Source organism: Neobacillus solisequens, from assembly GCF_051233465.1.
Taxonomy (GTDB): domain Bacteria; phylum Bacillota; class Bacilli; order Bacillales; family Cytobacillaceae; genus Neobacillus.
Genome location: NZ_JBKFGJ010000011.1, coordinates 198,938 through 213,698 on the forward strand (window position 1 = coordinate 198,938; position 14,761 = coordinate 213,698).

16 protein-coding genes and 1 riboswitch are annotated in these 14,761 nt (G+C 39.5%); of the genes, 7 read left to right on the top strand and 9 right to left on the bottom strand.

The features are described from left to right. The first annotated feature begins 147 nt into the window (after positions 1 to 147). On the top strand, positions 148 to 2,115 hold the full coding sequence (locus ACI3K6_RS12400; protein ID WP_435555079.1) for a heavy metal translocating P-type ATPase: 1,968 nt from the start codon (positions 148 to 150) through the stop codon (positions 2,113 to 2,115). Positions 2,116 to 2,326: 211 nt separating this feature from the next. Here the strand turns inward: ACI3K6_RS12400 and ACI3K6_RS12405 are convergent, their stop codons facing one another. Together ACI3K6_RS12405 and ACI3K6_RS12410 are read right to left on the bottom strand one after the other, a co-directional pair. Continuing rightward, complete coding sequence (locus ACI3K6_RS12405; RefSeq protein WP_435555080.1) at positions 2,327 to 3,163, bottom strand: YihY/virulence factor BrkB family protein; 837 nt, start codon at positions 3,161 to 3,163, stop codon at positions 2,327 to 2,329. Between the two features lie 18 nt (positions 3,164 to 3,181). Then, positions 3,182 to 3,538, bottom strand: coding sequence for a YtxH domain-containing protein (locus ACI3K6_RS12410; RefSeq protein ID WP_435555081.1), 357 nt, complete (start codon positions 3,536 to 3,538; stop codon positions 3,182 to 3,184). Between the two features lie 177 nt (positions 3,539 to 3,715). Between ACI3K6_RS12410 and ACI3K6_RS12415 the strand changes: the two genes are divergently transcribed. Further along, positions 3,716 to 3,940 carry a DUF1128 domain-containing protein gene (locus ACI3K6_RS12415; RefSeq protein ID WP_335480367.1) on the top strand — a complete coding sequence of 75 codons (225 nt, stop codon included), beginning with the start codon at positions 3,716 to 3,718 and terminating at the stop codon, positions 3,938 to 3,940. A 23-nt stretch (positions 3,941 to 3,963) separates the two neighbouring features. Here ACI3K6_RS12415 and map read toward each other — a convergent pair whose 3' ends face one another. Next, on the bottom strand, positions 3,964 to 4,713 hold the full coding sequence (map, locus tag ACI3K6_RS12420) for a type I methionyl aminopeptidase (protein ID WP_435555082.1): 750 nt from the start codon (positions 4,711 to 4,713) through the stop codon (positions 3,964 to 3,966). A gap of 266 nt (positions 4,714 to 4,979) precedes the next feature. Here map and ACI3K6_RS12425 point away from each other — a divergent pair, with 266 nt between their 5' ends. After that, entirely contained in the window at positions 4,980 to 5,300 is a 321-nt protein-coding gene (locus ACI3K6_RS12425) for a helix-turn-helix domain-containing protein (RefSeq protein WP_335482266.1), read from the top strand. Between the two features lie 76 nt (positions 5,301 to 5,376). On the opposite strand, the gene ACI3K6_RS12430 is transcribed toward ACI3K6_RS12425, so the two are convergent. Continuing rightward, a complete protein-coding gene (locus ACI3K6_RS12430; protein WP_335482234.1) occupies positions 5,377 to 5,505 on the bottom strand; it encodes an anti-repressor SinI family protein in 129 nt (42 codons plus the stop codon). A 32-nt stretch (positions 5,506 to 5,537) separates the two neighbouring features. Next, a riboswitch (cyclic di-GMP riboswitch) is annotated at positions 5,538 to 5,624 on the bottom strand. Positions 5,625 to 5,896: 272 nt separating this feature from the next. On the opposite strand from ACI3K6_RS12430, the gene ACI3K6_RS12435 reads away from it, so the two are divergent. Further along, positions 5,897 to 6,022, top strand: coding sequence for a hypothetical protein (locus ACI3K6_RS12435; protein ID WP_335482235.1), 126 nt, complete (start codon positions 5,897 to 5,899; stop codon positions 6,020 to 6,022). 17 nt (positions 6,023 to 6,039) lie between these two features. On the opposite strand, the gene ACI3K6_RS12440 is transcribed toward ACI3K6_RS12435, so the two are convergent. Then, the gene (locus ACI3K6_RS12440) at positions 6,040 to 6,414 is read right to left on the bottom strand and encodes a DnaJ family domain-containing protein (RefSeq protein WP_435555083.1); all 375 of its coding nucleotides are present in this window, start codon (positions 6,412 to 6,414) and stop codon (positions 6,040 to 6,042) included. A gap of 126 nt (positions 6,415 to 6,540) precedes the next feature. Here ACI3K6_RS12440 and ACI3K6_RS12445 point away from each other — a divergent pair, with 126 nt between their 5' ends. Next, the gene (locus tag ACI3K6_RS12445; protein ID WP_335482237.1) at positions 6,541 to 6,738 is read left to right on the top strand and encodes a hypothetical protein; all 198 of its coding nucleotides are present in this window, start codon (positions 6,541 to 6,543) and stop codon (positions 6,736 to 6,738) included. Positions 6,739 to 6,771: 33 nt separating this feature from the next. On the opposite strand, the gene hutH is transcribed toward ACI3K6_RS12445, so the two are convergent. The 3 genes from hutH to ACI3K6_RS12460 all read right to left on the bottom strand — a co-directional run bounded on the left by hutH (position 6,772) and on the right by ACI3K6_RS12460 (position 11,338). After that, positions 6,772 to 8,298 carry a histidine ammonia-lyase gene (hutH, locus tag ACI3K6_RS12450; RefSeq protein WP_335482238.1) on the bottom strand — a complete coding sequence of 509 codons (1,527 nt, stop codon included), beginning with the start codon at positions 8,296 to 8,298 and terminating at the stop codon, positions 6,772 to 6,774. Positions 8,299 to 8,615: 317 nt separating this feature from the next. Next, positions 8,616 to 9,110, bottom strand: a complete 495-nt coding sequence (locus ACI3K6_RS12455) for a GNAT family N-acetyltransferase (protein ID WP_435555084.1) — start codon at positions 9,108 to 9,110, stop codon at positions 8,616 to 8,618. Between the two features lie 38 nt (positions 9,111 to 9,148). After that, complete coding sequence (locus ACI3K6_RS12460) at positions 9,149 to 11,338, bottom strand: DNA topoisomerase III (protein WP_435555085.1); 2,190 nt, start codon at positions 11,336 to 11,338, stop codon at positions 9,149 to 9,151. 167 nt (positions 11,339 to 11,505) lie between these two features. On the opposite strand from ACI3K6_RS12460, the gene ACI3K6_RS12465 reads away from it, so the two are divergent. Both ACI3K6_RS12465 and ACI3K6_RS12470 read left to right on the top strand, forming a co-directional pair. Further along, positions 11,506 to 12,777 (top strand): MDR family MFS transporter, encoded by a 1,272-nt coding sequence (locus ACI3K6_RS12465; RefSeq protein ID WP_435555086.1) that lies wholly within the window; start codon positions 11,506 to 11,508, stop codon positions 12,775 to 12,777. A 320-nt stretch (positions 12,778 to 13,097) separates the two neighbouring features. Further along, positions 13,098 to 13,328, top strand: a complete 231-nt coding sequence (locus ACI3K6_RS12470) for a hypothetical protein (RefSeq protein WP_435555087.1) — start codon at positions 13,098 to 13,100, stop codon at positions 13,326 to 13,328. Positions 13,329 to 13,478: 150 nt separating this feature from the next. On the opposite strand, the gene ACI3K6_RS12475 is transcribed toward ACI3K6_RS12470, so the two are convergent. Continuing rightward, positions 13,479 to 14,711 carry an aminopeptidase gene (locus ACI3K6_RS12475; RefSeq protein WP_435555088.1) on the bottom strand — a complete coding sequence of 411 codons (1,233 nt, stop codon included), beginning with the start codon at positions 14,709 to 14,711 and terminating at the stop codon, positions 13,479 to 13,481. Between the last annotated feature and the right edge of the window lie 50 nt (positions 14,712 to 14,761).

Consider the following 14,761-nt stretch of genomic DNA (forward strand, 5'->3'; position numbering starts at 1 on the left):
GAATATATGGTAAACTTATTACAATTTAACATTACTTTTTCCTAACTGGGAATCTGCTGTCATCGCATGATGACAGCTTTCGTGTTTTTTAGGGGTTGTGAATTTGATTATTTTTCTCAATTACAATTTACAAGGAGGGAGAAACAAATGAGTACCGAAGCAAAGTCACTTACTAAGGGGATCCAAAAAGTAAGTATGGTAGAAAAAATAAAACCGCATTTAGAATTAATTGCAGCCGGATTAAGCGGCTTGCTCATTTTAGCAGGGTGGCTACTCGACCGATACGGACAAGGGGCTGACTCCATCATTGCCTATCTTTTGGCGTTTGTCATTGGAGGATTTGCCAAAGCCAAAGAGGGGATTGAGGAGACTTATGAAAACAAGGAGTTAAATGTAGAAATGCTAATGATTTTTGCAGCGGTTGGTTCTGCGATCATTGGCTATTGGACCGAAGGCGCGATTCTGATTTTTATTTTTGCCGTCAGCGGTGCTTTAGAGACGTACACCATGAATAAAAGCCATAAAGAAATATCCTCTTTAATGGAATTGCAGCCGGAAGAGGCTCTGTTAATCTCCAATGGTTACGAGCGAAAAGTGCCTGTATCCGAATTAGGTGTTGGAGACCATATTTTAATTAAACCAGGTGAAAGGGTGCCTTCAGACGGCGTAATCATTAAGGGACAAACGAATATTGATGAAGCCGCCATTACTGGGGAGTCAATGCCTGTTTCCAAAGGTATTAAAGGCGAGGTTTTCGCTGGAACAGTAAACATGACCGGTTCCATTACTGTTGAGGTGACCAAAGCAAGCAGTGATTCTTTGTTTCAGAAAATCATTCAGCTTGTGCAGTCGGCGCAAAGTGAAAAATCACCATCTCAGCTGTTTATTGAAAAATTTGAAGGAACATACGTAAAAACCATTTTAATTGTTGTAGTTATCATGTTTTTCCTCCCCCACTTCCTACTGGGCTGGAATTGGCATGAATCTTTTTATAGAGCAATGATTCTTCTTGTTGTAGGTTCACCGTGTGCCTTGGTGGCATCAATTATGCCGGCTACCTTATCTGCAATTTCCAACGGAGCCAAACACGGGATTTTAGTAAAAGGCGGGGTGCATCTAGAAAACCTTGGCCATTTAGAGGCAATCGCTTTTGATAAGACTGGAACGCTTACTAAAGGAAAACCGGAAGTAACGGAGGTGATTGTCCGAGAAGGGATTGCAAAAGCTGATCTTATTTGGAAAGTAGCCTCCATTGAGAGCCATTCAAATCACCCGCTGGCACAGGCTATTGTCAAATTTGCAAAAGATTCGAACAGCAAAGAGTTGATTCATCCTGACAGTCTTGAAGATATTGCGGGTTGGGGCATTAAGGCGACTATAAACGGTGAGCATTGGAAAATTGGTAAAGCTGGATTTGTTGGTAAAGAACAAGCTGATTCCTTTGCCAATGGAATTGCCAAGGATCTTGCCACACAAGGTAACACCCTTGTTTTTATTGAAATAAATGGGGTATTAAGTGCGGTTGTCGCTTTAAAGGACGTGGTCCGCGAAGAAACAAAATTAGCTCTAGACCATTTGAAAAAACAAGGCATCCACACCGTTATGCTAACCGGTGACAGTGAAAAAACGGCTAAAGCCATTGCTGCTGAAAGTCATGTGGATGAATTCTTCGCTGAATGTTTGCCTGAAACCAAAGTGGAACATCTTAAAAACCTGCAAAAAACATATAAAACCATTGCCATGGTTGGTGACGGGATTAACGATGCTCCAGCGTTGGCCACTGCTAACGTGGGGATTGCCATGGGGGAAGGAACTGATGTCGCTCTAGAGACTGCCGATGTCGTCCTCATGAAAAATGACTTGCCTAGGATAGCGGAGGCCATCCAGCTTTCCCAGCGTATGAATCGAATTATTAAGCAAAATATCGTTTTTTCCATTACTATCATTGCACTATTAATATCGTCCAACTTTTTTCAGTTCATTGATTTGCCTTTTGGTGTCATTGGACACGAAGGAAGTACCATTTTAGTGATCGTAAACAGTTTACGATTGTTAAAGTCGAAGCATAATCCGACCCAAATCACAAGTTCTTCCAATACAAATTTACATGCATAACAAAACCGGGCTATAGAGCCCGGTTTTTTTAGTGATAGCCGTTAGATCCGTTAGCAGATCCTGATGTTTTATTTCCTTTACTACCTTTACCCTTTTGCTTGGTACCGCCGTCTTTTTTCGTGTGCTTTGTCAAGGTCATGACCTCCCTTAGATGAATGGGTTATCCCCACTCATAGTTTGAACAGAAGAGCCATTTTCATAAAGGTAAGTATTAGCAGTTTGTCCGGTTTTTTTCACTGTAAAAGGCGTTGATTTCTCCGCCTAAAATAATTATGAATGCGGATATGTACAACCAAAGCATCAAAACAATAATAGCACCAATACTACCATACGTAACCGAATAATTGCTGAAATTCCCCACATAAACAGATAAACCGAAAGATGACAAAATCCAGCCCCCTGTTGCAAAAGCTGCCCCAGGAAATGCACTGCGGCAGCGAAGTCTAACATTGGGTGCAATCCAGTATAATCCGGTAAACAACATAAACAAGATAACCACGCTAGTAGCTAGGCTCAGGGCATTCCAAACCTTAATAAATTCCTTGGTATGCCCCAACTGGGTAAATAGGTAGATGCCAATTTCTCTTCCGAAGATCGGCAGAATAATGGCTAGAAGAAACACAAAAATCATGCCAAACGTGAGCAGTACAGCTGTACCACGGGCTATAATGAACGAACGGCTTTCTTTCACGTTATAAGCTTTATTAAAGGCCCTTACAACGGCATTAATGCCATTTGAAGCGGACCACAACGTCCCAATAATACCAAAAGAAAGCAATCCTCCACTTCGATGGCTCATTACTTCATCAACAGTCTTTTCAATTAGTTCCATGGCTTCTGCTGGTGCAAATTCCTTGATAACCACAAGCATATCCTGATGTGGGATTGGCAAATACGGAATTAAAGTAAATAAAACTATTAACAGCGGAAATAATGAGAGAAGAAAATAATAGGCAAGCTGGGCGCTTAAGCCTGGTAAATCATCCTCAACAATTCGATGCCAGAGCAGACGAATTAATGAAGAACGAACATTCCTATTTTTCTCCATTATTATTTCTCCTTTGATTTATAGGGATTGTTTTTCAGCGAACAGCTCTTCCTCATCATCATGGGTAAAGGTGTCCTTTGCTTCCTTAATCGCATCTGTAACTTTGGGTGTTAAATCACGGAGCTCATCCACTTTTTCTGCAACAAAGGAAAAGTCCTCCCCCACTTGCTCTACAGTGGAAATAATCGTAGCGGCGGTTTCCTTCACCTTTTCAACCATTTCACCGGGATGTTTGATGACGTATCCCACTTTTCCAGAAACATTTTTGACATGTCCTTTCATAGTTTCCCGGGTTGGTTTATCGAATAAGCTAATCGCTCCACCTGCTAAGGCTCCAATTAGCATGCCCTTCCAGAACTGATTTTTCTTTGTCATTTTAATCTCTCCTTGCACGGTAATAAATATCTAAAGGTATGTATGTATGTAAAAACTACCAACATCTTCTCTTTATTTTGCTTGATATCAATTTATGATGCAAGTCCAATTCTAGAATATTGACATCCAACTAAGAACATGGAAAGATGGAAAATATAATGCGAAAGGGGTCTACACATGGATTTATCACAAAAGTCAGTTGAAAACGTAGAATATATGATTGAACAAATCAAAGAAAAACTAAAAGTATTAAATCTTGGCGCAATCAAGCCATCTCACTTTGATGAAGAAATGTATGAAGAATTAAAAGAAATATATGAAATGATACAACGGAAAAACTCATTTAGCCCCAGTGAAATGCAAGCTCTTGTGGAAGAACTGGGGAACTTACGGAAAAAGTAAAAACAGACCGCGATGGTCTGTTTTTATTCTTGTTCGGTTAAAATAATCGGTCCGTCCTTCGTAATCGCAATGGTATGTTCATACTGGGCAGATAACGTCCCATCAACCGTCCGTGCCGTCCATCCATTCAAATCCATTTTAGTGTAGAACATGCCGATATTCACCATTGGTTCAATCGTGAAAACCATGCCTTCTTTAATCCTGGCACCTTTTCCCGGCAGTCCGTAATGTGGAACATCCGGCTTTTCATGAATGACTGAACCAATCCCATGACCAATGAAGTCTCGCACAACTGAAAATCCTTCGCTCTCTACATAGGTTTGGATTGCATGACCAATATCACCAATTCGATTACCTGGTACAGCTTGTGAAATTCCACGATAAAGGGCCTCTTTTGTCACACGCAGCAGGTGATCAGTTTCCTCAGACACCTTTCCAACTGCATAAGACCATGCAGAATCTGCCAAGGCACCATTGTAATTCACCACCATATCAACCGTCACAATATCCCCTTCATTTAAAGGTTCCTTTCTCGGAAAGCCGTGACAGATTTCATCATTTATACTGGCACAGGTGGCATATTCATAGCCCTTATATCCTTTTTGCTCAGGGGTTGCACCGTTCTGACTCAGAAACTGTTCAACAAATTGATCAATCTCCCAAGTACTAATCCCTGGTTTAATCATTTTGGCAATTTCTTTATGACAAGCAGCCAGTATTTCCCCTGATTTTTTCATTGCTTCGATTTCTCTCGCAGATTTTAAAACAATCATTCTCTTCCCTGCCTTTTAGTTTATTTTTATGTAAAGAACAGATGAATGTGTGTATCATAAAAATTATACTTTCTGATACAATGGGTAACACTTTTAATATTAACGCTTGTGGTTGTTTTTTTCAAAAAACTTTCTAATTAAAATAATCAATACTAATGTTCACATTTTTGTAACATTCAAACGTTCTTAATATGGTACTTTTTTATTCGATTTGATAAAATAAAATTACTACTACTATTTACTAACATTATAGGTGGGTGAGATTTATGATTGGTGACCGCGTAAAACAATATAGGCTTGAAAAGAAGATGTCACTATCTGAGCTTGCCGAACAAGCAGGAGTTGCAAAGTCTTATTTAAGTTCTTTGGAAAGAAATTTACAAAAAAATCCTTCCATTCAATTTCTAGAGAAAATTGCCAGTGTATTAAACATTCCCATTGAACATTTAATCCATGAGCAAATAGATAAATCGGAGCTAGATCATGACTGGATGAACTTAGTAAAAGATGCCATGAACTCTGGTGTCTCCAAAGATCAATTCCGTGAGTTTCTAGAGTTCACAAAATGGAGAAACAAAAATAACTAAAATGGAAAAAGCATCCCGCAACGCCTTGCAGGATGCTTTTCTATGTACTTAAGCCGGTTAGGTGTACTTATGTCGGTTAGGCCATTCCATTTTGAGATAAAAATTCCCTTATTTCCTCAATCGAGATTCCTATTTCTTTCGCTTCTAGGATGAGTGCTAGCCATTCTTTGTCAACTGTTTCCAAATCTCCAACCGTAACATTCATTGTATCCTCTCCCAAAATACATCTTTCGTATTCCAGGCAGCCCGGCCATCATAGTAACTACATACCTTAGATCCTCGGCTTTGCGTCCCAGTCTTTCGACAGGTTTGCCTTTTACTGGTTATTTCGAATATCTAAAGAATTATATTTTCAGATAGCTTTTATAGGTAATTATGCATGCGAATTTATGAATATGTTTATTATATCTAGCCCTTTCTTAGCAATTTGTTATATTTTGTCATATATTTCAAATTATCGTACCACAAATTATTCCAAATTTCTACATTAGCAATTCCATTTTTATACATTTTAAATTTTGTCTATTTTATGACAATTCGAATATAATATAACCATTATATAATCAATATTGTGAATATTCAAAAGGTGGGAAGTAATGAATATGACGGTTATTCACATTCTAAACTTTTCAATTCCAATTGCCTTTATCGTCTTTGCCGGGTTTGCACTGGATCGATTGTGCAAACCGGCTAAACAAGAAGAAAAAGCCGGTGAAGAGTAAACTTCACACAGCTTGTTTTATTTTAATTTATCTTGAATTTTTAACTGGTAATTTTTAAAAATCGCAGAATTTGTATGTCCCCTACGTTTCGACATTAATTGATTAAAGCGTAAAAGTTTTTCATTTAATTTCTTTTGCATTTCGGCTTTTTCAATATTGTCGTCGCACCTTTTCATTAAATCTTCAATGGTCATCATTTCTTGCCGCAAATGATTCTCTTCTTCGGTGAAACCGGCATTCTTCAATAATTTATAGGCCATGCGCAATTCTTCGGGAATGTAGGATAAATCCTCTAGTTCCAATGGTTTTCCATACCCAGGTAGGTTATCAAACTCACCATCCCGATAAGCCTTCTTGATGCGGTCTTCTGAGAGAATATGAAACAAATCCATGCGTTTCAGCCTCCTTTTCACCTTTTCTACATTGTTATTATACCAAATCAAGCCCAATAGGTATTAATCATAATTATCATTCATTTCGGGAATGCTACAGAGGAAGCAACGAAAGGAGTGTTGAATGTGGGACGCGGAGAGCATTTCGGCCACAAGAATAAAAACCATCCTGGTGAGTTTCCTCAAAACAGCATGGTAGAAAAGCATGTAAAAGAAGCCATTGGCGATGAGGAATTAATTGTCACTCAAGAAGCGTTTAAAAATAGACTGGCGGAAGATGAGGAGCGAGGCGATACTGCCCGCTATTTCGATCAAAAAGACTAAAAGGCGTGAGTTCTCATTCACGCCTTTCTTTCATTAATGCAGACCTTTTTCCATACTTAAACTTCTAATAAATTTCGATATATCTGTTGTTTTTAGCCATTCTGCCATTTTTTCAATATCCTTCGAAAACACACGGTCTTGTTTGATGGAAGGAACTTGATTCCGCCCCTCTTCATAGAATTTCTTTGTATGAGTAGCCATTTTCTCAACGCCACGGTACTCTGTTGCTTCCATTGCACAAATTAACTCTATGGCCAGCACCCTTCTGGCATTCTGGATGATTTGATAAGCGTGTCTTGAAGCGATTGTTCCCATGCTGACATGGTCTTCCTGGTTAGCGGATGATGGAATAGAATCAACACTTGCCGGATGTGCCAATGTCTTATTTTCCGAAACTAATGAGGCAGCTACATACTGCATGATCATCGCTCCCGATTGGAGGCCAGGCTGAGGGCTCAAGAACGGCGGCAAGTCATTCAATTGTGGATTAATTAAACGCTCAATTCTCCGCTCCGAAATATTAGCAAGTTCACTTACGGCAATTTTCATAAAATCCATTGCAAATGCTATAGGCTGTCCGTGGAAATTACCTCCTGAGATCACTTTATCTCCGTCATCAAAAATTAATGGATTATCCGTAGCAGCGTTCATTTCAATTTCCAATTTTTCCTTTACATAATCAAGTGCCTGCCAAGATGCACCGTGAACCTGTGGAATACATCTTAAAGAATAAGCATCTTGAACTCTGATTTCTCCCTGCTGGGTTGTTAATAAACTGTCACTTAAGTATTGGCGGATTCTAGCCGCCGTCTCAATTTGCTGTTGGTAGCCTCTGGCAACATGAATCTCTTCCGCAAAGGCATCGATAATTCCGTTTAACCCTTCAATCGTCATAGAAGCAATCAGTTCACTTTCATAGGCCAATTGTTCCGCTTCAAGATAGCCTACCACACCCATTGCTGTCATTGCTTGTGTACCATTGATAAGAGCCAACCCTTCCTTGGCTTCCAATGTAATCGGTGAAATTCCTTCTTGCTGCAATGCTGTCGAAGCGGTCATGCGTTGACCTTTGTAAAACACTTCTCCTTCACCAATCAGGACAAGAGCCAAATGGGATAAAGGTGCTAAATCACCGCTAGCTCCTAGAGAACCTTGCTGGGGAATAACAGGAATAATTTCTTTATTAACCAGTTCTATCAGCCTATCAATAACGATTGGCCGTATACCAGAGTAACCCTTTAAGAGAGCATTGGCTCGCAGGAGCACCATCGCCTTTGCGACTATTTCTGGGAAAGGCTCCCCCACACCGCAGGCATGAGAACGAATTAAATTGAGCTGAAGATCCTGAACATTTTCTTTTTCTATTAATACATCACTAAATTTTCCAAACCCAGTATTAATCCCGTATACAACCCGTTTTTCCGAAACAATTCTTTCAACGGCCTCCCTGCTTTTTTGGGCTGCCTGCATACTTTTTTCTGCTGCGGTTACTTTCTGCTTACGATATAGTACCTCTTTCATTTGTTTCAATGTTAAATCGTTGCCTGTTAACGTAATCATTCTCCCACTCCTCTACCACTTTAATAGAATAAAGAAAGAGGCTAGATTCCAGATCATTTTAGATTTGGAGTCCAGCCTCTATTTTTAAAAAGTTATCATTTGTATTGGGATGCCTCATCGTTCATCCATCCTTTAGAAATTATTGGTTTGATAATTATTTTATGTGATGCTATACGATTCTGTCAATTTAATTTTCAGAATTTTACCACAATATCACTTTAGCAGAATAATATAATAAAGCAATTTGTTACATGGTCACCTTTATTATGAGTATATTAGAAAAGCCGAATTCCATATCTGGAAATCGGCTTCTATTTCTATTGGACATCTTTTAGTTCAGTCAAATTTTTTAAATACCAAGCATTCATAGCAGAATGGTCTGAACCAGGCAATGGCTCAGGTAAAAGTGTAAATCCATATTTTCCATATAATCTGCAGGCCGTTTGTAATTCATGTGTTGTTTCTAAGTAGCACGCATCATAGTATTTGGCAGCAAATGACAAAGCAGTTTCCATTAACTTCTTTCCAACCCCTAAGCCTTGAGCTTTTGGACTTACGTATAGCTTTTGTAATTCACAAACTTTATCTTGTTCGTTAAACGGTGCTATACCAATACCACCCACCACTTCTCCTTCTAGTTCTACTACCCAATAGTTCCCATGCTTGAAATGATGATAATATTGGTGTAGGTCGTTAAGTTGCGGGTCAAAATAAGCTGTTCCAGGAATGTCTAATCCATGAGATTTTAAGGAATCTTGGATAATTTCTTTTATCTTAAAGTTATCTTCCTTTTCTATATTTCGAATTATCATATACGAACCCCCTCAATGTGTGTGAGGCTTAAATATACCTACTTCAGATTCAACTTTTTTAAGGCATCTGCCAACGCTGTGTTGATCGGTTCTTCTTCCTTGGTTTGATTCTTCAAATACTTTTGCACTGTACGTTTATCCACTTTACCAGTAGATTCTTTTTTTCGACGCTCTTCAAATGTGGAGAGTTTTTCTCGATATCCGCATTTACAAGTGAAAATTTGACCTTCCCCTTCACCGCGAAGCTCCAGTTTTTTATGGCATTGTGGACAGCGGGCATTTGTGACTCGCGAGACATTTTTTCTATGTCCACATTCACGGTCTTGGCACACAAGCATTTTACCCTTTTTGCCATTTACTTCAAGCATCGGTTTTCCGCAGTCCGGACAATTTTTTGTAGAGATATTATCGTGCTTATACTTTTTATTGCTGGATTTAATTTCAGCCACTATTTCTTTTGTATATTTTTTCATTTCACTGATAAATACATCTTTTTTCAACTTGCCGTGAGCAATTTGATCCAGCTTTTGTTCCCACTCAGCTGTTAGGACAGGGGACTTTAGCTCCTCAGGAACTAAATCTAACAACTGACGCCCTTTTGATGTAAGGTGAATGTCTTTTCCACGCTTTTCGATGAGGAATGAATTGAATAGTTTTTCAATAATATCCGCACGTGTTGCTACAGTCCCAAGACCGCCAGTTGATTTTAAAGTTTCTGCTAATTGTTTATTTTTTGTTTCCATATACTTTGTTGGATTTTCCATTGCCGAAAGCAATGTTGCCTCATTAAATCGTGCAGGAGGCTTGGTTTGTCCTGATGTTTGGGCGATTAGTTTCACGTTTAATGAATCGCCATTTTCAATCCGAGGTAAAATTTGTTCTTTTAAATCCTCGCTGTCCTCGTCCTCATCTAAGTGGTGATTGTATACTTCTTTCCATCCCATCGATAAAATCGTTTTTCCTCTAGCAACAAAGTTTTCGTCACCGATTTTCGCCCGAAGCGTTAATTGTTCATACTCAAATGCTGGAAGTAAGACTGCAAGGAATCGTTTCACAACTAAATCATAAATTTTTCGTTCTTTATCTGTAAAAGCTGAATAGTTTACATATCCTTCTGTTGGAATGATAGCATGGTGATCCGATACTTTGCTATCATCTACAAAGGATTTAGATGTCTTAATTGGCTTTTGTAAAATTTTGTTAGTCAGGTAACGATATTCCCCTACTCCACATGCCCTCAATCGTTCGGGTAGGGTAGGAACAATATCAGATGAAATAAAGCGTGAATCTGTACGAGGATACGTTAATACCTTATGCTGCTCATACAGCTTTTGCATAATATTCAGCGTCTCCTTTGCCGAGTAACCGAATATTTTATTGGCATCACGCTGTAATTCTGTCAAATCGTAAAGTCCAGGGGAGAATGATTTTTTTGGCTTCCTTTCAATCTCCGTTACAACAGCATTTTTTGTACCTAATTTATTCACAATCGCATCCACAAACTCTTTATTAAAGCTGCGGCTATTTCCTCTTGCATCTTGCCAGGTAAGCTTCAATTTATCAGTTGTTTGTGCCTCAATGCCATAATAGGTTTGAGGTTTGAAATTTTTGATTTCCTCCTCACGTGCTGCAATGATGGCAACCGTTGGAGTTTGAACCCGGCCACAGTTGAGTTGGGCATTAAAACGAGTAGTTAACGCACGCGTTGCATTAAGACCGATATACCAATCAGCCTCAGAACGTGCAACAGCTGAAAAATAAAGATTTTCATACGCTTTACCCGGCTTCAATTGATTGAAACCATCTTTTATGGCCTTATCCGTAACAGAAGAAATCCAGAGACGTTTTAAAGGTTTATTGATCTTTGCTTTTGCAATGATCCAGCGGGCAACTAATTCACCTTCTCGACCGCTATCCGTTGCGATTATAACTTCTCCTACATCAGAACGAACTAATTGGCTTTTCACCGCATTAAACTGCTTGCCTGTTTGCTTAATCACGACAAGTTTTAACTCATTAGGTAGCATGGGTAAATCTTCTAAGTTCCATGATTTAAATTTATCATCATACACTTCAGGATCAGCAAGTGTAACTAAATGTCCAAGTGCCCAGGTAACAATATACTTATCTCCTTCTAAAAAACCATTTCCTTTTTTATGACAATTTAAAACCCTTGCAATATCACGTGCAACAGAAGGTTTTTCCGCTAATACAACGCTTTTCTTCACTTTATTTAAACACCCTTTCAAGTATACCTATCCTTAATATAGCATACTATTTCAGAAAAAAAGAAAACCCTGTTTTTTAAACCATTCCCCTAGCCTTTTTCCTTGAATTTTCTTCCATCGCAATAGTATGATGTAATAGCACTTTGTTGAAACGAGGATACAAAAAGATGAAAATAAGGGATTGGGATCGGAATTTAAAAGTACGGTTATTTGGGGAAGCATTAATGAATATTTCCTTTTGGATGTTCTTCCCTTTTCTGGCGATTTACTTTGCTGATGAATTTGGAAAAGACAAGGCAGGGTTATTACTTGTTTTTTCACAAATTTTTTCTGTTATAGCGAACTTAATGGGGGGGTATTGCGCCGACAAGTTTGGGCGCAAACGAATGATGGTCCTTTCTGCTATTGGGCAGGGACTTTCGTTTTTGGCATTTGCCGCTGCCAGTTCTCCTTGGCTTGATTCTCCGTGGATTGGGTTTCTTTCTTTTTCCATTGCAGGGATCTTTGGTTCCTTATACTGGCCTGCAAGCCAGGCAATGGTAGCAGATGTAGTCAAAGAAAAAGATCGGAGCCATGTATTTGCCATTTTTTATACTTCTATTAATATTGCTGTCGTAATTGGTCCAATTATTGGGGCTATTTTTTATGCAAAACATCGATTTGAGTTACTGCTTATTACAGGCATAATCGGCATTCTGCTTGGCTTGCTTCTGGCTAAATGGACTTCGGAAACAGCATCATTAAAGACATCTGCAGATGATTCAGTTGATGGCAAATGGTATTATTTTTTATTGAATCAGCTGAAAGATTATTCCTTGATTGCCAAGGATAAGACCTTTCTGTTGTTTATTGTAGCTGGTGTATTGGCTGGACAGACCTTTATGCAACTGGATTTGCTGATTCCGGTTTACATGAAGGATTTGGTGAAGGATCAGACGATGTTTTCATTTGGAAATTGGAGTTTTCGAGTTGGCGGAGAACAGGCCTTTGGCATTGTCCTTGCTGAAAATGGCTTTCTAGTTGCCCTATTAACGGTTTCTGTAACCCGTTGGATGAATCGCTGGAATGAAAGAAATGTATTTATTATTTCTTCCATTGTTTATGCTGTTGCTATCATTCTATTTAGTCAAACGGTGTGGATTTGGGGAATTATTTTGGCCATGGCGGTATTTACATTTGCTGAATTAATGGGGGCAGGGATTCAACAAAATTTCGTCTCCAAAATTGCCCCTGAGCATATGCGCGGCCAGTATTTTGCAGCCGCCAGTTTGCGATTCACCATTAGTCGGACTATCGCCCCTCTGACTATACCGATGACCGTTTGGATCGGTTATAACTGGACTTTTATCGTTCTATTTCTACTAGCTCTGCTAAGTGCAGCGATTTATTGGTTAATGTTTGCCACGTATGAAAAGCAAGCCATTCACAAGGAATCCTAAAGGGGGTTCCTTTTTAGTTCGAATAATCGTCAATTAATTGTACTAATTTGTTCACATTTATTCCTTTTAGTATTATAATTAAGGTGTAAACGTTTTAATTATACGAAGGCGGTGGGTTCGATGGATCAATTCATGGCTCCAACTTCAATCTCAGGAATGATTACTTTTCTAGCACTATTTTCCGCAGGGGTTTATTTTAATATAAAAGTATACGGAAGTAAGCTTAAGTAGAGTTGAAATTTGACTCTTTTTTTTTGTGAAGTTTTGCGTGTCTTTTGATAGGTTGCAATTGGCCAAGGGTGGGGAGTTACCGACGGGTTTTGGCCGCTTATCGACAACTGTTGCTTTTACCAGCATGGTATCCACGCGTTTGTGTGATTTATCAACAGCTTTTGGCCGTCTATCGACGAGCTTTTGGATTTTATCGACGGGTTTTGACCGCTTATCTACAACTGTTGCTTTTTTCAGTATGGTATCCACGCGTTTGTGTGATTTATCAATGGCTTTTGGCCGGCTATCGACGAGTTTGTGGATTTTATCGATGGGTTTAAGGATTTTATCAACATATTTGTGGACTTTATCTACATTTTTTACCGTTTATCAACAACTTGTACTTCCTCTAGCTTGGTATCCACGATTTTTAACCAGAAAGCAAAAAAGGCCGTGCTGAGACTCTCCCCCAGCGCGACCACTTTTCCCTATTAAAACGCCCAATTCCCACCACGGAAAACTGGTTCTCTTTTTCCATCAGCGGTGATGCCGTCGATATCCATTTCAGCAGAGCCGATCATGAAATCAACGTGTGTAATACTTTCATTTAAGCCGTTTTCCTTCAATTCCTCAGGTGACATGTTCTTGCCGCCCTCGATACAGAAGGCATAGGCGCTGCCAATTGCCAAGTGATTCGATGCATTTTCATCGAATAAGGTGTTAAAGAACAAAATATTGGATTGCGAAATCGGAGACTGATATGGAACAAGTGCGACTTCACCAAGATAGTGGGAGCCTTCGTCCGTCTCAACTAAATGCTTCAGAACCTCTTCTCCCTCTCTTGCCTTCACCTCGACGATTCGGCCATTTTCAAAGGTAATGGAGAATTGATCGATAATGTTGCCGCCGTAGCTAAGTGGTTTTGTGCTGGCAACTGTTCCATTCACGCCATCTTTGAAAGGTACAGTGAATACCTCTTCTGTTGGCATGTTTGCCATGAATTCAATGCCTTTTTCATTGATGCTTCCCGCACCACACCAGAGATGATTTTTCGGAAGCTCAATCGTCAAGTCTGTTCCCGGTGCCGTGTAATGCAGTTTTGCATAGCGCTTTTCATTTAAATACTTGACCTTTTCATGAAGGGTTTCATCATGCTTTTTCCATGCTTCTACTGGATTTTCGGTATCGACCCGAACCGCTTTAAAAATCGCATCCCACAGTGTTGCAACCTGATTCTCCGCTGGCACATCAGGGAATACCTTTGCCGCCCATGCAGGTGAGGCAGCAGCGACCACTGTCCAGCTAACCTTATCAGACTGCACAGCTTGGCGATATTTAACCAAAGCCTTCCCGGCAACCTTCTGGAAATTGGCAATCCGCTCTGGCGCGACGCCTTTTAACAGATCAGGGCTAGAAGAGACAACCGCCATGAACGCTGCTCCCTTATCGACTAGCTCTTCACGTTCCTTCGCACGATATTCAGGGTACTCATTGAATACTTCTTCCGGAGCCAAATCATATTTGGTTCTGGATACTACATCATCATCCCAGTTCACAATAACATTGTGGGCACCGGCTTCGTACGCTTTCTTCACGACTAGTCGGACAAACTCAGCCGCATCTAGTTGCGCATAAACCGCTAAAACTTGACCTTTTTGAATGTTCACTCCAACCTTAACGGCAAGCTCTGCATATTTTTCAAGCATTGTTTGAAATTCACTCATATGTATATCTCCTCTTCAGAATATTCTCTTTTATTGTAGCGTTTTTGTTT